Here is a 25,233-nt window from a genome sequence, read left to right on the forward strand (position 1 = left end):
CTGTCCTGTTCTGACTGCACGGGACGCGGCACTTCGGGCGAGTCTACAGGGTGCTCAGGACCCGTTGCGACCGAGGTGCTGCCGGGTCCACTCGACCGCGTCCGCGTAGCGGGCCTCGGCGCCGTGCCGGGTGGGCTCGTAGTACTCACGGTCCTTGATGGCGTCCGGGGCGTACTGCTGGGCGGCGATGCCCTCGGGCAGGTCGTGCGGATACACGTACCCCTGCGCGTGCCCCAGTTTGGCGGCGCCCTTGTAGTGCCCGTCGCGCAGATGCGGCGGCACCGGGCCGGCCAGGCCCTTGCGCACGTCTTCCAGGGCGGCGCCGATCGCGGTCGTCGCGGCGTTGGACTTGGGTGCCAGGGCGAGGGCGATGGTGGTGTGGCTGAGCGTGAGGGCGGCCTCGGGGAAGCCGATCATGGCGACGGCCTGGGCGGCGGCGACCGCGAGGGGCAGCGCGCCCGGATCGGCGAGGCCGATGTCCTCGCTGGCGGAGATCATCAGACGGCGGGCGATGAAGCGGGGGTCCTCACCGGCCTCGATCATGCGGGCCAGGTAGTGCAGGGCCGCGTCGACGTCCGAGCCCCGGATGGACTTGATGAGGGCGCTGGCGACGTCGTAGTGCTGGTCGCCGTCACGGTCGTACTTCACCGCCGCGCGGTCGACGGTCTGCTCCAGGGTCTGGAGGCTGATCCCGGTCTCGTCCTGGTCCAGGGCGGCCCCGGCGGCGGCCTCCAGGGCGGTCAGGGCACGGCGGGCGTCGCCGCCGGCGATGCGCAGCAGATGCGCCTCGGTGTCCTCGGGGAGGGTGAGGGTGCCCTTGAGGCCGCGGTCGTCGGTCAGGGCGCGCCGGACGAGGTCGCGGAGGTCGTCGTCCGTGAGGGGTTCGAGGGTCAGCAGGAGGGAGCGGGAGAGCAGCGGCGAGATGATCGAGAAGTACGGGTTCTCGGTGGTCGCGGCGATCAGCGTCACCCAGCGGTTCTCGACGGCCGGCAGGAGGGAGTCCTGCTGGGCCTTGCTGAAGCGGTGGATCTCGTCGAGGAAGAGGACGGTCTCCTTGCCGTAGCCGCCGATGGCGCGGCGGGCGCCGTCGATGACGGCGCGCACCTCCTTGACGCCCGCGGTGATGGCCGACAACTCGACGAACCGCTTGTTGGTGGCCTTGGAGACGACGTACGCCAGGGTGGTCTTCCCGGTGCCGGGCGGCCCCCAGAGGATCACCGAGGAGGGCCCGGCCGGGCCCGTGGCGCCCTCGCCGACCAGGCGGCGCAGGGGTGAGCCCGGCTTCAGCAGGTGCTGCTGGCCCACCACCTCGTCGAGGGTGCGCGGGCGCATCCGGACCGCCAGGGGGCTCCCGGCGGGGTCCTTCTCCTGGCGGTCTTCCGCTGCGGCGGTGAACAGGTCGGGCTCCACACATCGGAGCCTACGTCAGAGGTCTGACAGTCCTGTCCGGCGCCTGGTGCGCGGCCTGCTCCGACGCCTGTCCGGTGCCGGGCTCAGGCCCAGAGGTCCGCGCCCCAGCGGGTCAGGATCAGCATGGCGATGATGCCGACGTGGGTGACCGGCAGGACCCAGGTGAACTCGCCGAGGAAGCGCTTCAGCCAGCCCGGGGCGGGCAGCAGGCCGTTGCGCACGTTGAACGAGGTGACGTACCAGAACATGGTGATCGTCGCGACCCAGGCCAGCGAGCACCACAGGCACAGGGCGTTGATCTCGTACAGGGACTGGTACTGGAGCCAGGTGCAGAAGGCCACGCCGAAGAGGGTGCCGAAGTTGAAGGTCAGCCAGTACCAGCGCGGGAACGCGACCCGGGTCAGCAGGCTCATGCCGACACAGATCACGATGCCGTAGGCGACGAGACCGAGCATCGGGTTGGGGAAGCCGAAGGCGGCGGCCTGCTTGCTCTCCATGACGCTGCCGCAGCTGATGATCGGGCTGATGCTGCAACTGGGCGTGAAGGTCTTGCCGTCGACCTTGGCCTCGAGGATCTTGAACTTGTCGAGCGTGATGACCCAGGCGGCCAGCAGACCGGCGGCACCGGTGATCAGCAGCAGGATCGCGAACGCACGGCTGCCGCCCACGGTCCGGGGCTCGGTCGCGGTGACGCGCTCGGGCTCGGACTCCGTGGAGACGTCTTTGACTGTCGTCTTGCTCATCACGCCGATCCGTCACTTGAGAGTTGGACCATCTTCGGGCAGGGGCCATTGTGCCGCACCGGACCGGGTGCGCACCGTTCGCTGCGCATAAGGAAGTACGTACGGCCGTCCCTCGGCGTTCGGTTCCGGCCAAGGCCAGGCGCACACCCGCACGCGTGCGTGGCGGATCGGACGACGGCGCCCTCCGAAGGACGAACGGACGGCCGCCAGGTTGACGTGCGGCGCATGGCGAAGGCGCCGGGTCGTCCGACCCGGCGCCTTCCTCGGGCTCCTGCGCCCGTCAGCCCAGCTTCGACTCCAGCTCCGCCACGATCTCGTTGACGCCGATCGCCGTCTGCTCGCCGGACTCCATGTCCTTGAGCTGGACGACGCCCTCGGCGAGATCGCGCTCGCCCGCGACGATCGTGTAGCGGGCCCCGCTGCGGTTGGCGCTCTTCATGGCGCCCTTGAGCCCCCTGGAGCCGTAGGAGAAGTCCGCCGCGACACCGAGCTTGCGCAGTTCGGTGACCTTCGCGAAGAGGACCCGGCGGGCCTCCTCGCCGAGCGGGACGGCGAACACGGAGGTCGCGGCGGGCAGTTCCAGCTCCACGCCCTCCGCCTCCAGCGCCAGCACCGTACGGTCGACGCCCAGCGCCCAGCCCACCGACGGCAGCGCGGGGCCGCCGATCATCTCGGAGAGACCGTCGTAGCGGCCGCCACCGCCCACCGCGGACTGGGAACCGAGTCCGTCGTGGACGAACTCGAAGGTCGTTCGGGTGTAGTAGTCGAGGCCGCGGACCAGCTTCGGGTCGTCCTCGAAGACCACGCCCGCCGCCGTGATCAGCTCACGGACCTCCTCGTGGTACGCCTTGCACGCGTCACAGAGGTAGTCGCGCAGGAGCGGCGCGCCCCCGAGCTGCTTCTGGACCGCCTCGCGCTTGTCGTCCAGGACCCGCAGCGGGTTGATCTCCGCGCGGCGCAGCGTCTCCTCGTCGAGCTCCAGGCCCCGCAGGAAGGTCTGGAGCGCCTCCCGGTACACCGGGCGGCACTCCTTGTCGCCGAGGCTGTTCAGGAGGATGCGGAAGTCGCGCAGTCCCAGCGACCGGTACGCCTGGTCGGCCAGGATGATCAGCTCGGCGTCCAGCGCCGGGTCCTCCGCGCCGATCGCCTCGGCACCGACCTGGGAGAAGTGCCGGTACCGGCCCGCCTGCGGCTTCTCGTACCGGTAGTACGAGCCCGAGTACCAGAGCTTGACCGGCAGGTTGCCCTGCTTGTGCAGGTTCGCCTCCAGGGCGGCGCGCAGCACGGACGCCGTGCCCTCCGGGCGCAGGGCCAGCCGGTCGCCTCCCTTGGTCTCGAAGGCGTACATCTCCTTGCTGACGATGTCGGTGGACTCACCCACACCGCGCGCGAACAGATTGACGTCCTCGAAGCCGGGCGTCTCGACGTAGCCGTAGCCGGAGTTGCGCAGCGGGGCGGCGATCGCCTCGCGCACCGCGAGGAACTTCGCGGAACGCGGCGGAATCAGGTCGTACGTGCCCTTGGGGGCCTGAAAGGTACTCACGGAAGGTCTCTCGTCACATTCCTCGTCGGGGAGGGGCGTGCGTACCCGCTCCCTGGCCGCCGGCCGCCACCTGCCGCAGATGCGGGTTGGTGGCGCGCTCCTGGCCGATGGTCGTCTGGGGACCGTGGCCGGACAGCACCACGGTCGAGTCCTCGAGCGGCAGGCACACGCGGGCCAGCGAGTCGAGCATCTCGGCCATGTCGCCGCCGGGGAGGTCGGTGCGTCCGATGGAGCCGGCGAACAGCAGATCCCCGGAGAAGAAGACCGACGGGACGTCGGCCGCCTCGGGCATCCGGAAGGTCACCGACCCCTTGGTATGGCCCGGCGCATGGGCGACGGAGAACTCCAGACCGGCCAGGTCCAGCCCCACGCCGTCGGTCAGCTCACGGACGTCGTCCGGCTCCCCCACGGTCAGTTCGCCCATCAGCGGCATCCCGATGGACCGGCCGAGCGCCTTCTCGGGGTCACTCATCATGTAGCGGTCCTCGGGGTGGATCCAGGCCGGTACGTCGTGCGCTCCGCACACCGGGACGACCGAGGCCACGTGGTCGATGTGGCCGTGGGTGAGGACGACGGCGACGGGCTTGAGCCGATGCTTCCTGATCGCTTCCTCGACTCCTGGGGCCGCCTGGTGGCCCGGGTCGATGATCACGCACTCCTCACCGGCGGCGGGGGCGACGAGATAACAGTTCGTCCCCCAGGCCCCGGCGGGGAACCCGGCAATGAGCACGATCGTCCTTCGTTTGTGTCGATACGCGTGGGCTTCTGGGCGGCTGCGCCAGTGGTCAGAGCCTACCGGCGCTGCCGATTCCTCAGCGAACCCATATACGGTACGGGGCACACGCAGGCGGTCGGCTCACAAGACGCACGCGTCCCAGTCGACGTACGAGACGCACGAGGAGAGAACTCGGTGGTCACCCAGGAACAGCGGAAGCGTCAGCTCGCCCGGGAGAAGTTCTTGCGGCAGCAGCAGCGGCGCACCTCCGCGCGACGCAAGGCCCGTGCGCGCAACTCGGTGATCGCGTCGGTGCTCGGCGTGATCATCATCGGCAGCGTGGCGCTGTACGCGACCGGCGTCATGAAGGACGACGACAAGGCGAACGCGAGCTCGGAGACAACGCCGTCCGCGACGCCCAGCGCGGCCAAGGACCCGTGCGAGAAGGCGGCCGCGGGCTCGATCAAGACGCAGACCTGGAAGAAGGAGCCGGCGGTCACGATCGACAAGTCGGCGAAGTACACGATGACCCTCGCGACGACGTGCGGGGACATCGACATAGCGCTCAAGGCGAAGGCCGCGCCGCACACGGTGAACTCGTTCAGCTTCCTCGCCGGCAAGGGCTACTTCGACCACACCAAGTGCCACCGCCTCACCACCAACGGCATCTACGTGCTGCAGTGCGGCGACCCGACGGGCGCCGGCAGCGGCGGTCCCGGGTACACCATTCCGGACGAGAACCTGAAGGACACCAGCCTCAAGAACAACATCTACCCGGCGGGCACGATCGCGATGGCCAACACGGGTCAGGCGCACACCGGCGGGAGCCAGTTCTTCCTCGTCTACCAGGACAGTCAGCTGCCGCCGAGCTACACGCCCTTCGGCACCGTGTCGGCCGACGGCATGAAGGTGCTGACGAAGATCGCCGCCGCCGGTGAGAACACGGGAGCGGGTGACGGAGCCCCGAACGCGACGGTCGTGATCAACAAGGCGACGGTCACGAAATCCTGACGCCGATCAGGCGGCCAAGGGGCGGTCAACTGCGCAATTTCGGTCGCGCTGGATGCGGACAGGCGGCCCGCCGGTCGCCTATGTTGGCCGTGACGAAACTGTGGACGATGCCCAGGGGCGCTGAAGCCCCTCGGAGGCATCATGTGGAGGAGGCGCTGTGAGCAGCGACCCGTGGGGCCGCGTCGACGAGACGGGGACCGTGTACGTGCGTACGGCCGACGGCGAGCAGGTGGTCGGTTCCTGGCAGGCAGGCTCCCCCGAGGAGGCGCTGGCCTATTTCGAGCGCAAGTACGAGGGCCTGGTTGTCGAGATCGGCCTCCTCGAGAAGCGAGTGAAGACCACCGATCTGTCGACCAAGGACGCCCAGGTCGCCATCGACCACATCCGCGAACAGGTCGACGCGCACCACGCGGTCGGTGATCTCCAGGCACTGCGGGAACGGCTGGACAAGCTGGTGGCGACCGTCGAGTCGCGGCGCGAGGAGCGCAAGCAGCAGCGGGCCAAGCAGTCCGACGAGGCCCGCAAGGCCAAGGAGGACCTGGTCACCGAGGCGGAGCAGCTGGCGCAGTCCGACCAGTGGCGGGCCGCCGGCGAGCGGCTGCGGTCGCTGGTGGACACCTGGAAGGGTCTGCCGCGTCTCGACCGCAAGTCGGACGACGAGCTGTGGCACCGCTTCTCGCACGCGCGCTCGGCGTTCTCCAAGCGCCGCAAGGCGCACTTCGCGCAGCTCGACGCGCAGCGCGAGGAGGCCCGCCGGACCAAGGAGCGGCTGGTCTCCGAGGCCGAGGCACTGTCCGGTTCGGCGGACTGGGGTCCGACGGCCGCCCGCTATCGCGAGCTGATGGCGGAGTGGAAGGCGGCGGGCCGCGCCCAGCGCGAGCACGAGGACGACCTCTGGAACCGCTTCCGCGGCGCCCAGGACGTCTTCTTCGCCGCCCGCAGCTCGGTGTTCGCCGAGCGGGACGCGGAGCAGACGGAGAACCTGAAGCTCAAGGAGGAGCTGGCCGAGGAGGCCGAGAAGCTCCTGCCGATCGGTGACCTGAAGGCGGCGCGTGCCGCCTTCCGCTCGATCAACGAGCGCTGGGAGGCCATCGGCCATGTGCCGCGCGACGCCCGGCCGAAGGTCGAGGGCCGCATGCACGCCGTGGAGCGGGCGATGCAGGAGTCCGAGGAGACCGAGTGGCGCCGGACGAACCCGGAGGCACGCGCGCGTGCCGCGGGTCTGACCGGTCAGCTCCAGGCCGCCGTCGACAAGCTGCGGACGCAGATCGACCAGGCTCGCGCCCAGGGCAACTCCGCGAGGGCCGACAAGCTGGAGCGTGAGCTGGAAGGCCGTCAGGCGCTGCTGGACCAGGCTCTGAAGGGTCTCCAGGAGTTCGGCGGCTGATCCCGGCCCCCGACCCCTCCGGTCGACATCCGACGAGAGGCCCCCGTACATCGCGTACGGGGGCCTCTCGTGTGCTCGGCTACGGCCTGCGCGCCGATGTCACCCGGTACACGTCGTAGACGCCCTCCACGCCGCGTACGGCCTTCAGGACGTGTCCCAGGTGCTTGGGGTCGCCCATCTCGAAGGTGAAGCGGGAGGTGGCCACCCGGTCGCGGGAGGTCTGGACGGCCGCGGACAGGATGTTGACGTGCTGGTCGGACAGCACCCGGGTGACGTCCGAGAGGAGGCGGGAGCGGTCCAGGGCCTCGACCTGGATGGCGACCAGGAAGACCGAGGACTGGGTGGGCGCCCACTCGACCTCGAGGATGCGCTCCGGCTCGCGGGAGAGTGACTCCACGTTGACGCAGTCGCTGCGGTGAACCGATACACCGCTACCGCGCGTGACGAAGCCGATGATGCCGTCCCCGGGGACGGGCGTACAACAGCGGGCCAGCTTGACCCAGACGTCGTCGACGCCCTTGACGACCACACCGGGGTCCTGGTTGCTGCGCCGCTTGCGGCCACGGCTGCGGGACGGGACCGTCTCGTCGATCTCCTCGGTGGCCGCCTCCTCGCCGCCGAGGGCCTGCACCAGCTTCTGCACGACGTTCTGCGCGGCCACATGGCCCTCGCCGATCGCCGCGTACAGCGAGGAGATGTCCGGGTAGCGCATCTCGTGCGCCAGCGTGACCAGCGAGTCACCGGTGAGGATCCGCTGGATCGGCAGGTTCTGCTTGCGCATCGCCCGCGCGATGGCGTCCTTGCCCTGCTCGATGGCCTCGTCGCGGCGCTCCTTGGAGAACCAGGCCCGGATCTTGTTGCGGGCGCGCGGCGACTTCACGAAGTTCAGCCAGTCCCGGGACGGCCCGGCCCCGGCCGCCTTGGAGGTGAAGACCTCCACCAGGTCGCCGTTGTCCAGGGTCGATTCCAGCGGGACCAGGCGTCCGTTGACGCGGGCTCCTATGGTGCGGTGGCCCACCTCGGTGTGCACCGCGTACGAGAAGTCCACGGGTGTGGCGCCGGCCGGCAGCGCTATCACGTCGCCCTTCGGCGTGAAGACGAAGACCTCGTTGCGCGACAGGTCGAAGCGCAGGGACTCCAGGAACTCGCCGGGGTCCTCGGTCTCCTTCTGCCAGTCGAGCAGCTGGCGCAGCCACGCCATGTCGTTGAGGTGGTCGTCCTTGCCGGTGGTCCTCGGCTGGTCCGAGCGCACCTTGGAGGCGCCGGCGACGGCCTCCTGCTTGTACTTCCAGTGCGCGGCGATGCCGTACTCCGCGCGGCGGTGCATGTCGAACGTGCGGATCTGGAGTTCGACCGGCTTGCCGTTGGGGCCGATGACCGTCGTGTGCAGCGACTGGTACATGTTGAACTTGGGCATCGCGATGTAGTCCTTGAACCGGCCGGGGACCGGGTTCCATCGCGCGTGCACCGTGCCGAGGGCCGCGTAGCAGTCCCTGACCGTGTCCACGAGGACACGGATGCCCACCAGGTCGTAGATCTCCGCGAAGTCACGGCCGCGGACGATCATCTTCTGGTAGACGCTGTAGTAGTGCTTCGGGCGGCCCGTCACGGTCGCCTTGATCCGCGCGGCGCGCAGGTCGGCCTGGACCTCGTCGGTCACTATGGCCAGATACTCGTCACGCTTCGGAGCCCTCTCGGCCACCAGCCGTACGATCTCGTCGTACATCTTGGGGTAGAGGATCGCGAAGGCGAGGTCCTCCAGTTCCCACTTGATGGTGTTCATGCCGAGGCGGTGGGCGAGCGGCGCGTAGATCTCGAGGGTCTCGCGCGCCTTCTTCTCCTGCTTCTCGCGCTTGAGGTAACGCATGGTGCGCATGTTGTGCAGCCGGTCGGCGAGCTTGATGACCAGGACGCGCGGGTCCTTGGCCATGGCGACGACCATCTTGCGCACGGTCTCGGCCTGCGCGGCCTCGCCGAACTTGACCTTGTCCAGCTTGGTGACGCCGTCGACGAGCAGGGCGACCTGGTCGCCGAAGTCGCGGCGCAGGTCCTCCAGGCCGTACTCGGTGTCCTCGACGGTGTCGTGCAGCAGGCCCGCCATGAGCGTGGCCGGATCCATGCCCAGCTCGGCGAGGATCGTGGTCACCGCGAGCGGGTGCGTGATGTACGGGTCGCCGCTCTTGCGCTTCTGACCGCGGTGCCAGCGCTCGGCGACCTGGTAGGACTTCTCGATCTGGCGCAGCGTCGCCGTCTCGATCTTGGGGTCGTTGCTGCGCACTATCCGCAGCAGCGGTTCCAGGACCGGGTTGTACGGGTTCTGGCGCTGGACGCCGAGCCGGGCGAGGCGGGCACGGACGCGGTTGGAGGAGCCGGAACGGGCCGAGGGCTGCGCGGCGGCCGGTCGGCCGGCGGGCACGACCGAGGAGCCGTCGGGCTGGGCCGGCTTGGGCCGGGGCTGCTCGGCGGGCTTGTCGACCGGCGCGGACCGGTCGTGCTCGACCGCCCCACGGCCGTCGTCCTTCGCCTGCGACGCGGGCGTGGCCGCGGGGCCCGAGGCGGACTCGGGCTTGGCGGCGGTCAGGTGCTGGGCCTCGTCTGGCAAGAGGACTCCTCGTGCGCGATCCGGGTCCCCGGTCAGGCTCCGGAGCACCCATCGTAGCGATCCTGAGCTCCAGGATCGCCTTCAGCCCGATGTGAGGGCCGTCTACCGGAGAAACACAAGGGGCGGGCTCCGGATTCCTCCGGGCCCGCCCACTTGGCGTACGACGGTTCTGGCACCGCGCTCAGATCGTGAGCAGGGCCTCCAGGGGCGCTCCGCCGAGAGCCGCCTCCAGGCGGGGACGGCCGGCGAGGAAGCCCAGCTCCATCAGGACGGCGACGCCCGCGACCTGGGCGCCCGCCCGGTGGATGAGCTGGATCGACGCCTCGGCGGTGCCGCCGGTGGCGAGGACGTCGTCGACGATCAGCACCCGGTCGTCGGCGGACAGGTCCTCGGCGTGCACCTCGATCTCGGCCGAGCCGTACTCCAGGTCGTAGGCCTGGCCGAGGGTGGCTCCGGGGAGCTTGCCGGCCTTGCGTACGGGGATGAAGCCGAGGCCGGCCCGGACGGCGACCGGGGCACCCAGGATGAAGCCCCGCGCCTCCAGGCCGACGACCTTGGTGGCGCCGGTGCGCTCGGCGATCCCGGCGAACGCGTCGGTGAGCGCGGTGAACGCCACCGGGTCCGCCAGGAGCGGGGTGATGTCCTTGAACATCACGCCCGGCTCCGGGTAGTCGGCCACGTCACGGATGCGGCTGTGGAGCAGCGTTGTGATGTCGGTGAGCTCCGTCATCGGCGCTTCCCCGACGGACGGCCACGGCCCCGGCCCCGGGACGCGGGCTGGTTGCGCGGCCCGACGACCGCGGCTTCGGCGTCCTCCGGCTCGTCGCCGTAGGTGTCGTCGCCGCGGGTCTGCGCGGGCGCCTCCTCGGCCGACGCCTGGGCGCGCTTGGCCAGGACACGCTTCTTCAGCGCCTTGATCTGCGGCTCGCGCTCCTTGAGGTCGGCGACGAGCGGCGTGGCGATGAAGATCGACGAGTACGCACCGGCGGCGAGGCCGACGAACAGCGACAGCGAGATGTCGTTGAGCGTGCCCGCGCCGAGGAAGCCGCCGCCGATGAACAGCAGTCCCGCCACCGGCAGCAGTGCGACGACCGTGGTGTTGATGGAACGGACCAGGGTGCCGTTGATCGACCGGTTGGCGATCTCGCTGTAGGTGAAGCGGGTCTGCTTGGTGAGGTCCTTCGTCTGTTCCTTGAGGGAGTCGAAGACGACGACCGTGTCGTACAGCGAGTAACCGAGGATCGTCAGCAGACCGATCACCGTGCCGGGCGTCACCTCGAAGCCGACGAGGGCGTAGATGCCGACCGTGATGGTGATGTCGTGGATCAGGGCGACGAGGGCCGCGATGGCCATGCGCCACTCGAAGGCGATCGCCAGATAGATCACGACCAGCACCATGAAGATCGCCAGGCCCTGCCAGGCCTTGCTGGCGATCTGGTCACCCCAGCTGGGGCCGACCAGTTCGGCGGTGATCGACTCCGGGTCGGCCTTGAAGTCCTTGGCCAGGTCGGTCTTGATCTCGTTGGACTGCTTGATGTCCATGCCGGCGATCTGGATGCGCAGCGTGCCGTTGCCCAGCTTCTGCACGACCGCGTCATGGCCCGATGCCGACTTCGCGTACTCCTCGGCCTGGGAGACCGAGACGCTGGTCTTCTCGGTGGTGAAGACGGCGCCGCCCTGGAAGTCGATCCCCATGTTCAGACCGCGCACCGCCAGGCCGACGATGGCCGTGATGGTGATCAGGATCGAGATGCTGTACCAGAGCTTGCGGTGGCCGATGAAGTCGTAGCTGATCTCGCCACGGTGCAGCCGGGCGCCGAGGTTACCGAGTTTCGACATCGCTCAGGCCTCCTTCGTCTCGACGGGGCCGGCGGCGGGACCGCCGGGACGGCGGGTGCGGCGCAGCGGCGGCTGGGCACCCAGGCTCTTCGGGTCGAGGCCGGACCACTTGTGGCCACTCGCGAAGAACTTCCGCCGAGCGATGAGCGTCATCAGCGGCTTGGTGAAGAAGAAGACCACGACCACGTCCAGGACGGTGGTCAGGCCCAGCGTGAACGCGAAGCCCTGGACCTTGCCGACCGTGACGATGAAGAGCACCGCGGCGGCGAGGAACGACACGAAGTCGGAGACCAGGATGGTGCGCCGGGCACGCGGCCAGGCCCGTTCGACGGCGGGGCGCAGGGTACGGCCCTCGCGGATCTCGTCCCGGACGCGTTCGAAGTACACGATGAACGAGTCCGCCGTGATGCCGATGGCGACGATGGCGCCACAGACGGCGGGCAGGTTCAGCGCGAAGCCGATGGCCGGGCCGAGCAGCGCCATGAGCACGTAGGTGAGGGCCGCGGAGACCAGCAGCGACGCGAGCGCGATGAGCGCCAGGCCGCGGTAGTAGGCCACCAGGTAGATCACGACCAGCAGGAGGCCGATGGCGCCGGCCAGCAGACCGGCGTGCAGCTGGTCACCGCCGAGCGCCGCCGTCACCGTGGTCACGCTCTGCTCCTGGAAGGAGAGCGGGAGCGCACCGTAGGACAGCATGTTGGCGAGGCCCTGTGCCTCCTCCTGCGTGAAGCTGCCCGAGATCTGGGCCTGGCCGCCGGTGATGGAGGAGCTCACGTACGGGCTGGAGACGACGTTGCCGTCGAGCACGATGCCGAACTCGTTCTGCGGCTGGGTGTTCTGCGCGAGCTGGCCGGTGATCGTGGCGAACTTCTTGGCGCCGGACTTGTTGAAGTCCATGGTGACCTGCCAGCCGGCGGCGGTCTGCGTGTCGTAGACGGCCTGGGCCTTGTCGACCTCGGTGCCGTCGACGGCGGCCGGGCCGAGCAGGTACTTGTACCAGACCTTGTCGATCTCACCGCAGGCCACGGTCGTGTCCTCGGGCTTGACGCCCTCGCCGGTCTTGGCCCGGACCGACTCCTTGGAGCAGTCCAGGGCGGCGTACTTGGCCTGGAGCGCGGCGTCGTCCGCGCTGACGGCGGCGCCGCCGCTCGCGGAGGCCGACGGGCTCGCGGAGGAGTCCGCCTTGGCACTGGCGGAGGCCGACGGGGTCGAGTCGGCCTTCAGCGCGTCGGTGACGGCGCGGCCCTGCGAGGTGGCGGAGGCCGACGGGGAGGACGAGGAGGTCGCCTTCTCACCGGTGCCGGAGGCGCTCGCCGAGGGACTCGGTGAGGCGCTGGAGGAGCCGCTCGGGGACGCGCTCGGCGAGGCTGCGGCGGAGCCGGTGGCCTCCTGGGCCAGGACCGGACGGAAGTACAGCTTGGCGGTGGTGCCGACCTGCTCCCGGGCCTTCTCCGAGTTGGTGCCCTTGGGGATGTTCACGATGATGTTGCGACTGCCCTGGGTCTGCACCTCCGCCTCGGAGACGCCCAGCCCGTTGACACGGCGGTTCATGATCTCGACCGCGGTGTCCATGTTGGCCTTGTTGATCGCTGATCCCTGGTCCGACTTCGCCTCCAGCGTGATGCTGGTACCGCCGGCAAGGTCGATGCCGAGACGCGGAGTGGTGTGACCGGAGGCGAACATGCCTGCGGTGAGCCCCACGATGGCGATCAGGATCAGGGCCAGCGAGCGCCCTGGCTTGCTCTGGGCACTCGCGCTCCGGCCCTTCTTAGGTGCTGCCACCTTCTCGTACTCCCTCTCGGGCCACCTCGCGCCGGGTCAGCGCTGCGGCGGCCATGACATGGTGTCGGGATCCCCTGGCGAGATGCGCGCGCCCCGGCGCGGACGGGTGTGACCTGTGCGCGCCGGGGACGGGGCTACTTCTTCGCGTCGGAGTCGCCGTCGGTCTTCTTCGGCTCTTCGGCGGCCTCGGCCTGCTCGGCGTCGGCGGTCTTCTCCTGCACCTCGTCGGTCGCGTCCTTCTTGCCGAGGTCGACGGCCTTGTCGTCGGAGGCGGCGGCAGCGTCGTCGACGGAGTCGTCGGTCTCGGTGGACTCGGTGAGGGAGGAGGCGTCGTCGGGGACGACGTCGGAGTCGGACTTCAGGTCGTGCTCGATGCCGTGGACGATGCGGTTGTACTCGTCGTCGGTCAGGACGGCACCGATGGAGTTCTTCGCGAAGAGCAGGTCGACGCCCGGACCGGCGTCGAGGAGGACCGTGTCCTCGTTGACCTCCTTCACCGTCGCGTACATGCCCCCGATGGTGCGGACACCACTGCCGGGCTGCATGTCGTTGCGCATGCTGGCGGCCTGTTGCTGCTTCTTCTTGGCCGACCGGGTCATCAGGAACATGGCCCCGATGAGCACGATGAACGGGAGGAGGGTCACAGGACTCACGGGACGGACTTCCTTCGGACGACCGCGATGGTGGAGCGGCCTGTTGGATGGGGGTTGTGTGCTGCCGACAACGGCGGCATCGGCGGAGTCTAAGCGAGTCCGCGCGCATGGAACAACGCTCAGCATGGCACCTGGGTTCCTGGCCCGGCCAACACCTCCGCCGCAGTCCTCCGCCTCACGCCCCGAACAGGTCCTGTTGTCCACTTCCCTGAGCCGGGGTGAGGCCGAGGTGCGCCCACGCGGCCGGGGTCGCCACCCGCCCTCGCGGGGTACGGGCGAGCAGTCCCTCCCTCACCAGGAAGGGCTCGGCCACCTCCTCCACGGTCTCACGCTCCTCCCCCACCGCCACGGCGAGCGTGGACAGACCGACCGGGCCGCCGCCGAACAGCTTCAGCAGGGCCTCCAGGACGCCACGGTCGAGACGGTCCAGGCCGCGGCCGTCCACCTCGTAGACCTTCAGGGCGGCCTCGGCGATCGCGCGGGTGATCCTCCCGTCGGCCTTGACCTGCGCGTAGTCACGTACGCGGCGCAGCAGGCGGTTGGCGATCCGGGGGGTTCCGCGGGAGCGGCCGGCGATCTCGGCGGCGCCGGCGGTGTCGATCTCCACGTCGAGGAGATCCGCGGAGCGGTGGATGACGCGCTGGAGCTCGGCGGGCTCGTAGAACTCCATGTGCGCCGTGAAACCGAAGCGGTCGCGCAGCGGGGGCGGCAGCAGGCCCGCGCGCGTGGTGGCGCCGACCAGCGTGAACGGGGGCAGCTCGAGCGGGATCGCGGTGGCACCGGGGCCCTTGCCGACGATGACGTCGACGCGGAAGTCCTCCATCGCCATGTAGAGCATCTCCTCGGCGGGCCGGGACATGCGGTGGATCTCGTCGAGGAAGAGGACCTCGCCCTCCTGGAGGGAGGAGAGGATCGCCGCGAGGTCGCCCGCGTGCTGGATGGCGGGGCCGCTGGTGATGCGGATCGGGGCGCCCATCTCGGCGGCGATGATCATCGAGAGGGTGGTCTTGCCGAGACCCGGGGCGCCGGAGAGCAGCACATGGTCGGCGGTGGCGCCACGCGCGCGGGCGGCGCGCAGGACGAGGTCGAGCTGTTCGCGGACCTTCTCCTGGCCGATGAACTCGCCCAGGTCCTTGGGGCGCAGCGCGGCCTCGACGGCCTGGTCCTCACGGTCGGCGACAGAGCCGACCAACCGCTCCGGGGCGGTCTCTTCGGTCGTGTCGTCCCAGTTCACTGACGTCTCCTAGCGGGCGCGGTTCAGGGTCTGAAGGGCGGCCTTCAGGAGGTGGCCCACCTGGGGCGCGCCGTCCGCGGCCTCGGCCTGCGGGGTCACGGCGGCGACCGCCTCGTCGGCCTCGCGGGTCGCGTAGCCGAGGCCGATCAGGGCGGCGTGCAGCTGGTCGCGCCAGCCGCTGGTGACCGGAGCGCCGACCACGGGGGCGCCGAGCGGCTCGCCCAGGCGGTCCTTCAGTTCCAGGAGCAGCTTCTGGGCGCCCTTCTTGCCGATGCCCGGCACCGCGATGAGGGCCTTCTCGTCGCCCGTGGCCACCGCGCGGCGCAGGGCGTCCGGCGCGTGCACCGCCAGCATGGCCTGGGCCAGCCGGGGGCCGACCCCGCTCGCCGTCTGGAGCAGCTCGAAGACCTGGCGCTCGTCGTCGTCCACGAAGCCGTACAGGGTCAGCGAGTCCTCGCGGACGACGAGGGACGTGGCGAGCTTGGCCGGCCGGCCGAGCCGGAGCGTGGACAGCGTGTTCGGCGAGCACTGGATGGCCATGCCCACGCCACCCACCTCGACCACGGCGGTGTCGGGAGCGAGGGCGGCGACGGTGCCGCTGACGAAGGCGATCATGCCGTACGGCCTTTCGATGTCGACTGTGCTGCGGCCGTGTGCAGGGCGACGGCCCGCTGGAGCCGGTTCTGCGCGGGGCCGCGCCAGATGTGGCAGATGGCGAGCGCGAGGGCGTCGGCCGCGTCGGCGGGCCTGGGCGGCGCGTCGAGCCGCAGCAGGCGGGTGACCATCGCGCCGATCTGGGCCTTGTCCGCGCGTCCGCTGCCGGTGACGGCGGCCTTGACCTCGCTCGGGGTGTGCAGGGCGACGGGGATGCCGCGGCGGGCGGCGCACAGCATCGCGACGGCGCTTGCCTGGGCGGTGCCCATGACCGTGCTGACGTTGTGCTGGCTGAACACCCGCTCCACGGCGACGAATTCGGGACGGTACTCGTCGAGCCACCGCTCGATGCCCTGCTCGATGCCGACGAGGCGCTGCCCCAGCTCGGCGTCCGCGGGCGTGCGTACGACACCCACGCCGAGCATGGTGAGCGGCCGGCCCGCGACCCCCTCGACGACACCGACGCCGCATCGCGTCAGTCCGGGGTCCACCCCCAATACCCGCACGGGCCTTCCCTCCTCGCGGCCGGACCGCCGCAACGGTCCGTGGACGGTGATCTCTGACGCCCGCCAGGCTATCCGCTGCCACCGACAACGACGTCGGGCCGGTAGGACGTGTCCCACCGGCCCGACGGATCCGCTCAGCTCGCGGCGGAGCTACGCGTCGACCTTCTCCATGACCTCGTCGCTGACGTCGAAGTTGGCGAAGACGTTCTGCACGTCGTCGCTGTCCTCGAGCGCGTCGATCAGCTTGAAGATCTTCCGTGCCCCGTCCTCGTCCAGCTCGACCTGCATGGTCGGGACGAAGTTGGCCTCGGCGGAGTCGTAGTCGATGCCCGCTTCCTGGAGGGCGGAGCGGACCGCGACCAGGTCGGTGGCCTCGGACAGGACCTCGTAGGACTCACCGAGGTCGTTGACCTCCTCGGCGCCCGCGTCGAGCACGGCACCGAGCACGTCGTCCTCGGCCAGCTCACCCTTGGGGACGATGACGACGCCCTTGCGGTTGAAGAGGTACGACACCGAGCCCGGGTCGGCCATGGAGCCGCCGTTGCGGGTCATGGCGACGCGGACGTCGGAGGCGGCGCGGTTGCGGTTGTCGGTGAGGCACTCGATCAGGACCGCGACGCCGTTCGGGCCGTAGCCCTCGTACATGATCGTCTCGTAGTCGGCGCCACCGGCCTCGAGACCGGCGCCGCGCTTCACCGCGGAGTCGATGTTCTTGTTCGGGACCGAGCTCTTCTTGGCCTTCTGGATGGCGTCGAACAGCGTCGGGTTGCCGGACACGTCCGCGCCACCGGTACGGGCCGCGACTTCGATGTTCTTGATCATCTTCGCGAAGAGCTTGCCGCGCTTGGCGTCGATCACGGCCTTCTTGTGCTTCGTCGTAGCCCATTTAGAGTGGCCGGACATCTGCCTGTCTCCTTCGCGTAACCCAACCTGGACGAACTCCCCGGGCCTGCGGAGCCTGAGGGGACCCCCAGATCCTACAAGGACGCCGCCACCCGGTTCGCGCGCACCATGTCGACGAACAGGGCGTGCACACGGTGGTCGCCGGTCAGTTCCGGGTGGAACGACGTGGCGAGCGCGTTGCCCTGACGGACGGCGACGATGTGGCCCTCGTGCTCGGCCAGCACCTCGGCCTCGGCGCCGACGGACTCGACCCAGGGGGCGCGGATGAACACGCCCTCCACCGGATCGCCCGCGATGCCGTTCACGTCGAGGGCGGCCTCGAAGGACTCGTTCTGCCGCCCGAAGGCGTTGCGGCGCACGATCATGTCGATGCCGCCGACGGTCTCCTGGCCCGAGCGCGGGTCGAGGATCTTGTCGGCGAGCAGGATCATGCCCGCGCAGGTCCCGTAGACGGGCATTCCGGCCCGCACGCGCGCGCGGAGGGGCTCCATCACGCCGAAGAGGACGGCCAGCTTGGAGATGGTGGTCGACTCACCGCCGGGGATGACGAGACCGTCGACCTCGGCGAGTTCCTCGGGACGCCGCACCGGCCTGGCCACGGCGTCGGCCGCGGCCAGGGCGATGAGGTGCTCCCGGACGTCGCCCTGGAGTGCCAGGACACCTATGACGGGGGCTTCGTGGCTCATGGAGTGATTACCAGCCGCGGTTGGCGTAGCGCTCGGCCTCGGGCAGGGTGTCGCAGTTGATGCCGACCATGGCCTCGCCCAGGTTGCGGGAGGCGTCCGCGATGATCTTCGGGTCGTCGTAGAAGGTGGTGGCCTTCACGATGGCGGCAGCGCGCTTGGCCGGGTCGCCGGACTTGAAGATGCCGGAGCCGACGAAGACGCCCTCGGCGCCGAGCTGGCGCATCAGCGCTGCGTCGGCCGGGGTCGCGACACCACCGGCGGAGAACAGCACGACGGGGAGCTTGCCGAGCTCGGCGACCTCCTTGACCAGCTCGTACGGGGCGCGCAGGTCCTTGGCGGCGGCGTACAGCTCGTTGTTGTCGAAGCCGCGCAGCCGGGCGATCTCGTTCTTGATCTGGCGCAGGTGACGGACGGCCTCGACGACGTTGCCGGTGCCGGCCTCGCCCTTGGAGCGGATCATCGCCGCGCCCTCGGCGATACGGCGCAGGGCCTCGCCCAGGTTGGTGGCGCCACAGACGAAGGGGGTGGTGAACGCCCACTTGTCGGAGTGGTTGACCTCGTCGGCCGGGGTGAGGACCTCGGACTCGTCGATGTAGTCGACGCCGAGCGACTGGAGGACCTGGGCCTCGACGAAGTGACCGATACGGGACTTGGCCATCACCGGGATGGAGACCGCCTCGATGATCTCCTCGATCATGGTGGGGTCCGACATCCGGGCCACGCCGCCGTCCTTGCGGATGTCGGCCGGGACCCGCTCCAGCGCCATGACGGCCACGGCGCCGGCGTCCTCGGCGATCTTCGCCTGCTCGGCGTTGACCACGTCCATGATCACGCCGCCCTTGAGCTGCTCGGCCATACCGCGCTTCACGCGCGCGGTGCCGGTCTCGGGGGTCTGGTTTTCGGAGATCGTGCTGGACACGGGGTGACCTCACTCGTCGGAAAAAAGGGGCTTCGGCAGCAATGAGGAAACGCGAGTGGACCAGTCCACAGCAAGGGCCAATGGAAAGCCCGTGGATCCTTTTGGTGGATCATGTGGCCCGCACCGGCCCCATGGACCCACCTCGGCGGCCGGTCGCCCGGGTCGCGCGGCTCCGCTCAGCCGGAGTTCTCCCGGACCAGCACCCCGGGCCCGTCGGGCGTCGGAACCGGCACCCATGCCTCGTCCGCTGCGGCTGGGCGGGACTCGTCGAGGACCAGCGGGCCGGGGAACACGTCGTCGCGGTTCGCGGAACCGTAGAGGTGGAACGCGACGGCGCTCCGCAGACGGTCGAGCAGCTCCGCGGGCCAGTCCAGTCCTCTGGAGCCCGAGCTCTTCAGCTCCCCGACGAAGATTCCCCTTCAGCTCCGGGTCGAGGTCCCGCCCGAACACGGGCAGCAGATACCCCCTCCTGCGTTCACGGGACACAGCCGTAGCCGCCGCCCTGCACCTCGTACGCCACGCCGGTCGGCGCGGCCACGACGACGAAGACCCAGCCCCTGCCCGACTCCGCCGGGTCGAGGAAGACGCGGCGCCCGCCGTCCGTCGTCGGCTCAGGCCGCGCGGTCCGCGAGGGCGGGCGGCGGTTCGTCGTCCATCTCGAACGCCATCGGGAACGGGGCGTGGCCGGCCAGCCGGAACCAGCGGACCTTGCGGTGCTGGCGCAGTCTGCGGACCGCGCCCACCGCGTCGTTGTGGAAGCGGCGGGCCATGGGGACCCGGCGGACGGCCTCGGTGAGCTCACGGGCCGCCGCGTCTCCCCCGGGCGCCTCGCGTACGACGTCCAGTTGCCGCGCGTCCGCGAAGACGGCCCGCAGGGCCTGGCTGAGGTCGCTCTCGGCGACCTCCCGCTGCTCCTCCTCGGCCTGCCGCGCCGCGTGCGCGGCCTCGTACAGGACGATCGAGGCGGCAGGGTCGAGCACCTTGGAGGTGGCCAGCTCCTGGGCCACGGACGCCCGGCGCAGCAACTGTGCGTCCAGCGCAGCGCGGGCGGCGTCGATGCGGGCGTGCAGCCGGTCCAGCCGTCCCGCCGTCCAGCTCAGGTACAGGCCGATCGCGACGAGGACGACCAGGGTCCAGATCAGGGTTGCGGTCACGGGCGGCAAGGCTACCCGTGACCTTCACGACGGCGGGGCGGGGTCAGTCCCGCGCCAGCCCGAGCCGGGCCCGCAGACCCGGCGATCCGCGGTCGTCGTCGGCCGCCACCGCCGCCGCGCCGGCCGTCACCGTCTCGTACACCGACAGGATGTCCGCGCCGACGGTCGACCAGTCGAAGCGCCGTACGTGCGCGCTGCCCCGCTCCCGCAACTCGCCTCTGCGCTCCGGGTCGCCCAGGAGCCGTACCGCCGCCTCGGCCAGGGCGTCCGCGTCCTCGGTGGCGAACAGCTCGCCGGCCGCTCCCTGGTCGAGGACCTGGGCGAAGGCGTCCAGGTCGGAGGCGAGCACCGGGGCCCCGGCCGACATGGCCTCGACAAGGATGATGCCGAAGCTCTCACCGCCGGTGTTGGGGGCGACGTACAGGTCGACGCTGCGCAGGAAGCGCGCCTTGTCCTCGTCGCTGATCATGCCGAGGAACTCCACGCGCGCGTGCAGTTCCTTGGGCAGGCTCTCGACCGCCTCCTTCTCGTCGCCGCGGCCGGCGACCAGCAGCCGGGCGTCCGGGCGCTCCGCGAAGATCTTCGGCAGGGCCCGCATCAGCACGGGCAGACCCTTGCGGGGCTCGTCGATGCGCCCGACGAAGCCGATCGTGTCGCCCTGCCACTCGGGGTTGGGCTCGGCCCTGGCGAAGAAGTCGACGTCGACGCCGTTGGGGATGACGACCGCGTCCCCGCCGAGGTGCTCCACCAGCGTGCGCCGGGCGTACTCGCTCACCGCGATCCGCGCGCTGATCTTCTCCAGGGCGGCCTGGAGAATGGAGTACGCGGCGATCATGGCGCGCGAGCGCGGGTTGGACGTGTGGAAGGTGGCCACGATCGGGCCCGAGGCCGCCCAGCAGGTCAGCAGGCCGAGCGACGGCGAGGTCGGCTCGTGGATGTGGACGACGTCGAACGCGCCGTCGTGCAGCCAGCGCCGCACGCGCGCGGCGGACAGGAAGCCGAAGTTGAGGCGCGCCACCGAGCCGTTGTACGGCACGGGGACCGCGCGGCCGGCCGAGACGACGTACGGCGGCAGCGGGGTGTCGTCGTCGGCCGGGGCCAGGACGGACACCTCGTGGCCGAGCCGGATGAAGTACTCGGCGAGGTCGCGGATGTGGAACTGGACGCCGCCCGGCACATCCCAGGAGTACGGGCAGACGATGCCGATTCTCACGCGGGGTCCCCGTCCGACGGGCGGGGTTCCAGATCCGCGAGCCACAACCGCTGCAACATGTGCCAGTCCTCCGGGTGGTCGGCGATGCCGGTGGCGAAGGCGTCTGCCAGCGACTGTGTCATGACAGACGTCTTCTCGGCCCGCGTACCTGACTCGGGTACCTCTACCGGGGGATGCACCCGGCCCCGCATGACGGGTGTGTCGTCGTACCAGAGGGTGACGGGGAGCAGCAGCGCGCCGGTCTGCTGGGCGAGCAGGGCGGGTCCGGCGGGCATCGTGGCGGTGTCCCCGAAGAAGTCCACCTCGACCCCTGAGGCGGACAGGTCGCGCTCGGCGACCAGGCAGACCAGCCCGCCGTCGCGCAGCCGCCTGGCCAGGGTGCCGAAGGCGGTACCGCCGCTGTGCGGCAGCACCTCCATGCCGAGGCCCTCCCGGTAGGCGACGAACCGGTCGTACAGCGTCTCCGGCTTGAGGCGTTCGGCGACCGTGGTGAAGGGCGTCCGCAGCTCGGTGGTGACCCAGGCGCCGGCCAGGTCCCAGTTGGCCATGTGCGGCAGGGCCAGGACGACGCCCCGGCCGGAGGCGATCCCGTCGGTCAGGTGGTGCACGTCCTGGGGGACGAAGCCGGTGCGGACCCGCTCGGCGCTCCAGGCGGGCAGCCGGAAGGACTCCATCCAGTACCGCAGATAGGAGCGCATCCCGGCGCGTGAGAGCTCGGCCAGGCGCTCGGGGCTCGCGTCGGGCACCACGCGCGCGTAGTTGCTCTCCAGCCGACGCACTCCCTTGCCGCGCCGCTTCCAGGCGAGGTCGGCGACGGTGCGGCCGAGGCGTACGGCGACGGGCTCGGGGAGCTTCTTGACGGTGCTCCAGCCGAGGCCGTACAGCGCGTCGGCCAGGCGCTCCTGGGCGCTCACTTCGCGGCCTCGCTCCCCTGCGCCTCGTGTCCCCGGGCCTCGGGAGTCTCCTGGGCCTCCTGCGCCTCCTGGGCCGCGGCGGCCTCCGCCTCGGCCGACTCGCGCCGGACCGTGACGACCCGCTGGATCAGCGTGACGAGGCTGCCGACGGCGACGATCCACAGCGCGATCGGCAGCAGCACCTGGATGCCGGGCACGCCGAACGTGTGCAGACCAGCCAGGCCGGCCGCGACCAGGGAGATCACCAGTCGCTCGGCGCGCTCCACGAGCCCGTTGACGGCGACCGGCAGGCCGATCGACTCGCCGCGGGCCTTCGTGTACGACACCACCTGGCCGCTGGTCAGGCAGAAGATCGAGACGGCGCACAGGACGTTGTCGTCGCCGTTGCCCGCGTACCAGAGCGCGAAGCCGCCGAAGATCGCGCCGTCGGCGACCCGGTCGAGCGTGGAGTCCAGGAAGGCGCCCCAGCGGCTGGTCCGGCCGAGCTGGCGGGCCATGTTGCCGTCGACCAGGTCGGAGAAGACGAAGAGCGTGATCACGATCGTTCCCCAGAAGAACTCTCCCCTGGGGTAGAAGACCAGCGCGCCCGCGATCACGCCGGCCGTGCCGAGGAGCGTGACCGTGTCGGGGCTCACACCCCGGCGGATGAGAAACGCGGCGAACGGTGTGAGGACACGCGTGAAGAATGCACGCGCGTACTTGTTCAGCATGGCCTTCCCGAGGGTCGGTGTCGCCGCGCGGCCCCTGCTGGCCGCCGGCTGGCCCATCGTAGCCACGCGCGCGTGTGTGCGACGGTCGGGCACCCGGACCCCCGTGTCCCGGCCCGACGTCATCCGGGTCACGGCCGCGTCGCGTCCGCCGTATGGACGCGCCGTGACGGGAGTGGAAAGCTCGAAGGACCGCGGGCGTCGCCGGAGCCGCCATCGCACGCGGGGCCGCCGTGCCCGCGCCCCCAGTGACCTCACCGTGTTCGGGAGGCAAGGAAAATGGGCGACAAGGCGAATGCACATCCCGGAGCCGCCGGCAGGGCTACAGCGGCCGACCACCCCGCGTCCGTACGGAATGTGGTGCTGGTCGGCCACTGCGGATCGGGCAAGACGACATTGGTGGAGGCTCTCGCGCTGACGGCGGGAGCGGTGAACCGGGCGGGCCGCGTGGAGGACGGCGGCACCGTCTCCGACTACGACGAGATCGAGCACCGGCAGCAGCGCTCGGTACAGCTCTCCCTGGTGCCCGTGGAATGGGACGGCATCAAGGTCAACGTTCTCGACACCCCCGGATACGCCGACTTCGTCGGAGAACTCAGGGCCGGTCTGCGCGCAGCGGACGCGGCCCTCTTCGTCGTCTCGGCGTCGGACGGCGTGGACGGCTCGACCCGGATGGTGTGGGAGGAGTGCGCGGCCGTCGGCATGCCCCGCGCGATCGTCGTCACCCACCTGGAGGCCGCCCGCGCGGACTTCGAGGAGATGACGCGGATCTGCGCGGAGGCCTTCGGCGGCGACGACCCGGACGCGGTCCTCCCGCTCTACCTGCCGCTGCACGGGCCCGAGGGGCCCGACGGGCACGCGCCCGTCACCGGACTGACCGGGCTGCTGTCCCGGAAGCTGTTCGACTACTCCACCGGCGAACGCAAGGAGTCCGAGCCGGGCGAGGACCAGCTGCCGGGCATCGAGACGGCCCGCAACCGGCTGATCGAGGGGATCATCGCCGAGAGCGAGGACGAGACCCTCATGGACCGCTATCTCGGCGGCGAGCAGATCGACGTCAAGACGCTGATCGAGGACCTGGAGCGGGCCGTCGCGCGCGGCACCTTCTTCCCCGTCCTAGCGGCCGCTCCCGCCGCCGAGGGCGCCCGGCAGGGCCTCGGCACGGTGGAGCTGCTGGAACTGGTCACCAGGGGCTTCCCGACGCCCCTGGAGCGCCCGGCGCCCCGCGTGACGACGATCGACGGCGAGCCGCGCGAACTGACCGCGTGCGATCCGGACGGGCCCCTGGTCGCGGAGGTCGTGAAGACCTCGTCCGACCCCTACGTGGGCCGTGTCTCGCTGGTCCGGGTCTTCTCCGGCACCCTGCACCCCGACGAGACCGTCCATGTCTCGGGGCACGGCCTCGCCGACCGCGGCCACGAGGATCACGACGTCGACGAACGCATCGGCGCCCTGTCCGCGCCGTTCGGGAAACAGCAGCGGAACCTGACGCACTGCATCGCGGGCGATCTGGCGTGTGTGGCGAAACTCGGCCGCGCGGAGACCGGCGACACCCTGTCCGCCAAGGGCGACCCGCTCCTCATGGAGCCCTGGCGGATGCCCGACCCGCTGCTGCCGCTCGCCATCCAGGCGCACAGCAAGGCCGACGAGGACAAGCTCTCGCAGGGCCTGGGCCGGCTGGTCGCCGAGGACCCGACGATGCGCCTGGAACAGAACCAGCACACCCACCAGGTGGTCCTGTGGTGCCTGGGCGAGGCCCACTCGGACGTGGCCCTGGAACGGCTGCGCTCCCGCTACGGGGTCCAGGTCGACGTCGTGCCGCACAAGGTCCCCCTCCGGGAGACGTTCGCCGCGAAGTCCGGCGGGCGCGGGCGGCATGTCAAGCAGTCCGGCGGACACGGCCAGTACGCCGTCTGCGAGATCGAGGTGGAACCGCTGCCGGGCGGCACGGGCATCGAGTTCGTGGACAAGGTCGTCGGCGGCGCGGTGCCCCGGCAGTTCATCCCGTCCGTCGAGAAGGGCGTACGGGCACAGGCGGCCAAGGGGGTGGAGGCCGGGCATCCGCTGGTCGACATCCGGGTCACCCTGCTCGACGGCAAGGCGCACTCGGTGGACTCCTCCGACGCCGCGTTCCAGACGGCCGGCGCGCTGGCGCTGCGGGAGGCGGCGGCCGAGGCGCGGATCCATCTGCTGGAGCCGGTGGCCGAGGTGACCGTCCTGGTCGGCGACGCGTACGTGGGCGCCGTGATGAGCGATCTGTCGGGACGGCGCGGGCGGGTGCTGGGCACCGAGCAGACCGGCGGCGGGCGCACCCTCGTCAGGGCCGAGGTGCCCGAGATCGAGATCGGCCGGTACGCGGTCGACCTGCGCTCCCTCTCCCACGGCACGGCGCGCTTCCAGCGCGCGTACGCCCGGCACGAGCCGATGCCGGCACAGGTCGCCGAGAAGGTCCGCCAACAGGCGCGGACCGGCTGACGGTTGGTGCCCGCCGGCCCTCAAGTGGCCGGTGGGACACCGTAGTGGAACGTTTCCCTCCGATTCGGCGGGCGGCTTCGGCCGTCCGCCGACGGATGTCGCCGCCTGCGGATACGCTGATGACCTGATCAACAGGTGTGCGAAGTACGGAAGTCGGGAAAGCCGCAGAAGCGGGAGCGGCGG

At 70.6% G+C, this 25,233-nt stretch carries 23 protein-coding genes; 3 read left to right on the plus strand and 20 right to left on the minus strand.

The features are described from left to right. Positions 1–54: 54 nt before the first annotated feature. From ACFVYS_RS35495 to ACFVYS_RS35510, 4 genes are all read right to left on the minus strand, one after another. Complete coding sequence (locus tag ACFVYS_RS35495) at positions 55–1,410, minus strand: replication-associated recombination protein A (protein ID WP_389508871.1); 1,356 nt, start codon at positions 1,408–1,410, stop codon at positions 55–57. An 83-nt stretch (positions 1,411–1,493) separates the two neighbouring features. Then, positions 1,494–2,153 carry a vitamin K epoxide reductase family protein gene (locus ACFVYS_RS35500; protein WP_389508873.1) on the minus strand — a complete coding sequence of 220 codons (660 nt, stop codon included), beginning with the start codon at positions 2,151–2,153 and terminating at the stop codon, positions 1,494–1,496. A gap of 280 nt (positions 2,154–2,433) precedes the next feature. After that, positions 2,434–3,696 (minus strand): histidine--tRNA ligase, encoded by a 1,263-nt coding sequence (hisS, locus tag ACFVYS_RS35505; RefSeq protein WP_389508875.1) that lies wholly within the window; start codon positions 3,694–3,696, stop codon positions 2,434–2,436. Positions 3,697–3,709: 13 nt separating this feature from the next. Then, a complete protein-coding gene (locus ACFVYS_RS35510) occupies positions 3,710–4,426 on the minus strand; it encodes an MBL fold metallo-hydrolase (protein ID WP_020128840.1) in 717 nt (238 codons plus the stop codon). Positions 4,427–4,606: 180 nt separating this feature from the next. On the opposite strand from ACFVYS_RS35510, the gene ACFVYS_RS35515 reads away from it, so the two are divergent. Beyond that, positions 4,607–5,422 carry a peptidylprolyl isomerase gene (locus ACFVYS_RS35515; protein ID WP_389508877.1) on the plus strand — a complete coding sequence of 272 codons (816 nt, stop codon included), beginning with the start codon at positions 4,607–4,609 and terminating at the stop codon, positions 5,420–5,422. Positions 5,423–5,579: 157 nt separating this feature from the next. Then, positions 5,580–6,809, plus strand: a complete 1,230-nt coding sequence (locus ACFVYS_RS35520; RefSeq protein ID WP_389508879.1) for a DUF349 domain-containing protein — start codon at positions 5,580–5,582, stop codon at positions 6,807–6,809. A 79-nt stretch (positions 6,810–6,888) separates the two neighbouring features. Here ACFVYS_RS35520 and ACFVYS_RS35525 read toward each other — a convergent pair whose 3' ends face one another. From ACFVYS_RS35525 to pgsA, 16 genes are all read right to left on the minus strand, one after another. After that, positions 6,889–9,411: a RelA/SpoT family protein gene (locus ACFVYS_RS35525; RefSeq protein WP_389508880.1), complete on the minus strand. Its 2,523-nt coding sequence runs from the start codon at positions 9,409–9,411 to the stop codon at positions 6,889–6,891. 181 nt (positions 9,412–9,592) lie between these two features. Then, complete coding sequence (locus ACFVYS_RS35530; protein WP_389508882.1) at positions 9,593–10,141, minus strand: adenine phosphoribosyltransferase; 549 nt, start codon at positions 10,139–10,141, stop codon at positions 9,593–9,595. Then, positions 10,138–11,250, minus strand: coding sequence for a protein translocase subunit SecF (gene secF, locus ACFVYS_RS35535; RefSeq protein ID WP_389508884.1), 1,113 nt, complete (start codon positions 11,248–11,250; stop codon positions 10,138–10,140). Before secF ends, ACFVYS_RS35530 begins: the two co-directional genes overlap by 4 nt. A 3-nt stretch (positions 11,251–11,253) precedes the next feature. Further along, positions 11,254–13,032: a protein translocase subunit SecD gene (secD, locus tag ACFVYS_RS35540; RefSeq protein ID WP_389508886.1), complete on the minus strand. Its 1,779-nt coding sequence runs from the start codon at positions 13,030–13,032 to the stop codon at positions 11,254–11,256. A gap of 134 nt (positions 13,033–13,166) precedes the next feature. Further along, a complete protein-coding gene (gene yajC, locus ACFVYS_RS35545; RefSeq protein WP_389508888.1) occupies positions 13,167–13,685 on the minus strand; it encodes a preprotein translocase subunit YajC in 519 nt (172 codons plus the stop codon). A 175-nt stretch (positions 13,686–13,860) separates the two neighbouring features. Further along, positions 13,861–14,919, minus strand: a complete 1,059-nt coding sequence (gene ruvB, locus ACFVYS_RS35550) for a Holliday junction branch migration DNA helicase RuvB (protein ID WP_389508889.1) — start codon at positions 14,917–14,919, stop codon at positions 13,861–13,863. Between the two features lie 9 nt (positions 14,920–14,928). Then, positions 14,929–15,534: a Holliday junction branch migration protein RuvA gene (gene ruvA / locus ACFVYS_RS35555; RefSeq protein WP_020128831.1), complete on the minus strand. Its 606-nt coding sequence runs from the start codon at positions 15,532–15,534 to the stop codon at positions 14,929–14,931. Further along, positions 15,531–16,079 carry a crossover junction endodeoxyribonuclease RuvC gene (ruvC, locus tag ACFVYS_RS35560; protein ID WP_389508891.1) on the minus strand — a complete coding sequence of 183 codons (549 nt, stop codon included), beginning with the start codon at positions 16,077–16,079 and terminating at the stop codon, positions 15,531–15,533. The genes ruvA and ruvC overlap by 4 nt, the downstream gene beginning before the upstream one ends. Positions 16,080–16,229: 150 nt before the next feature. Then, a complete protein-coding gene (locus ACFVYS_RS35565) occupies positions 16,230–16,982 on the minus strand; it encodes a YebC/PmpR family DNA-binding transcriptional regulator (protein WP_389508893.1) in 753 nt (250 codons plus the stop codon). 74 nt (positions 16,983–17,056) lie between these two features. Beyond that, the gene (pdxT, locus tag ACFVYS_RS35570) at positions 17,057–17,668 is read right to left on the minus strand and encodes a pyridoxal 5'-phosphate synthase glutaminase subunit PdxT (protein WP_020128828.1); all 612 of its coding nucleotides are present in this window, start codon (positions 17,666–17,668) and stop codon (positions 17,057–17,059) included. A gap of 7 nt (positions 17,669–17,675) precedes the next feature. Next, entirely contained in the window at positions 17,676–18,587 is a 912-nt protein-coding gene (gene pdxS, locus ACFVYS_RS35575) for a pyridoxal 5'-phosphate synthase lyase subunit PdxS (protein WP_355705482.1), read from the minus strand. A gap of 176 nt (positions 18,588–18,763) precedes the next feature. Further along, on the minus strand, positions 18,764–19,000 hold the full coding sequence (locus ACFVYS_RS35580) for a DUF6210 family protein (protein WP_389508922.1): 237 nt from the start codon (positions 18,998–19,000) through the stop codon (positions 18,764–18,766). Between the two features lie 198 nt (positions 19,001–19,198). Then, positions 19,199–19,750 (minus strand): hypothetical protein, encoded by a 552-nt coding sequence (locus ACFVYS_RS35585; protein WP_082412619.1) that lies wholly within the window; start codon positions 19,748–19,750, stop codon positions 19,199–19,201. Positions 19,751–19,784: 34 nt separating this feature from the next. Then, positions 19,785–20,954 carry a glycosyltransferase family 4 protein gene (locus ACFVYS_RS35590; protein WP_389508895.1) on the minus strand — a complete coding sequence of 390 codons (1,170 nt, stop codon included), beginning with the start codon at positions 20,952–20,954 and terminating at the stop codon, positions 19,785–19,787. After that, a complete protein-coding gene (locus ACFVYS_RS35595; protein ID WP_389508897.1) occupies positions 20,951–21,868 on the minus strand; it encodes a phosphatidylinositol mannoside acyltransferase in 918 nt (305 codons plus the stop codon). Before ACFVYS_RS35595 ends, ACFVYS_RS35590 begins: the two co-directional genes overlap by 4 nt. Next, positions 21,865–22,635, minus strand: a complete 771-nt coding sequence (pgsA, locus tag ACFVYS_RS35600) for a phosphatidylinositol phosphate synthase (RefSeq protein WP_389508924.1) — start codon at positions 22,633–22,635, stop codon at positions 21,865–21,867. The genes ACFVYS_RS35595 and pgsA overlap by 4 nt, the downstream gene beginning before the upstream one ends. A 219-nt stretch (positions 22,636–22,854) precedes the next feature. Between pgsA and ACFVYS_RS35605 the strand changes: the two genes are divergently transcribed. Further along, on the plus strand, positions 22,855–25,050 hold the full coding sequence (locus ACFVYS_RS35605; protein ID WP_389508899.1) for an elongation factor G-like protein EF-G2: 2,196 nt from the start codon (positions 22,855–22,857) through the stop codon (positions 25,048–25,050). Positions 25,051–25,233 lie beyond the last annotated feature (183 nt).

It is taken from the genome of Streptomyces sp. NPDC058295 (assembly GCF_042880655.1).
GTDB lineage: Bacteria > Actinomycetota > Actinomycetes > Streptomycetales > Streptomycetaceae > Streptomyces > Streptomyces coriariae.

Bases quoted from the DNA above. Each gene is read 5' to 3' on its own strand.
- ACFVYS_RS35500 (WP_389508873.1), bottom strand. From the start codon at position 2,153: ATGAGCAAGACGACAGTCAAAGACGTCTCCACGGAGTCCGAGCCCGAG.
- ACFVYS_RS35565 (WP_389508893.1), bottom strand. From the start codon at position 16,982: ATGTCCGGCCACTCTAAATGGGCTACGACGAAGCACAAGAAGGCCGTG.
- pdxT (WP_020128828.1), bottom strand. From the start codon at position 17,668: ATGAGCCACGAAGCCCCCGTCATAGGTGTCCTGGCACTCCAGGGCGAC.
- secF (WP_389508884.1), bottom strand. From the start codon at position 11,250: ATGTCGAAACTCGGTAACCTCGGCGCCCGGCTGCACCGTGGCGAGATC.
- pgsA (WP_389508924.1), bottom strand. From the start codon at position 22,635: ATGGGCCAGCCGGCGGCCAGCAGGGGCCGCGCGGCGACACCGACCCTC.
- ACFVYS_RS35530 (WP_389508882.1), bottom strand. From the start codon at position 10,141: ATGACGGAGCTCACCGACATCACAACGCTGCTCCACAGCCGCATCCGT.
- ACFVYS_RS35605 (WP_389508899.1), top strand. From the start codon at position 22,855: ATGGGCGACAAGGCGAATGCACATCCCGGAGCCGCCGGCAGGGCTACA.
- ruvA (WP_020128831.1), bottom strand. From the start codon at position 15,534: ATGATCGCCTTCGTCAGCGGCACCGTCGCCGCCCTCGCTCCCGACACC.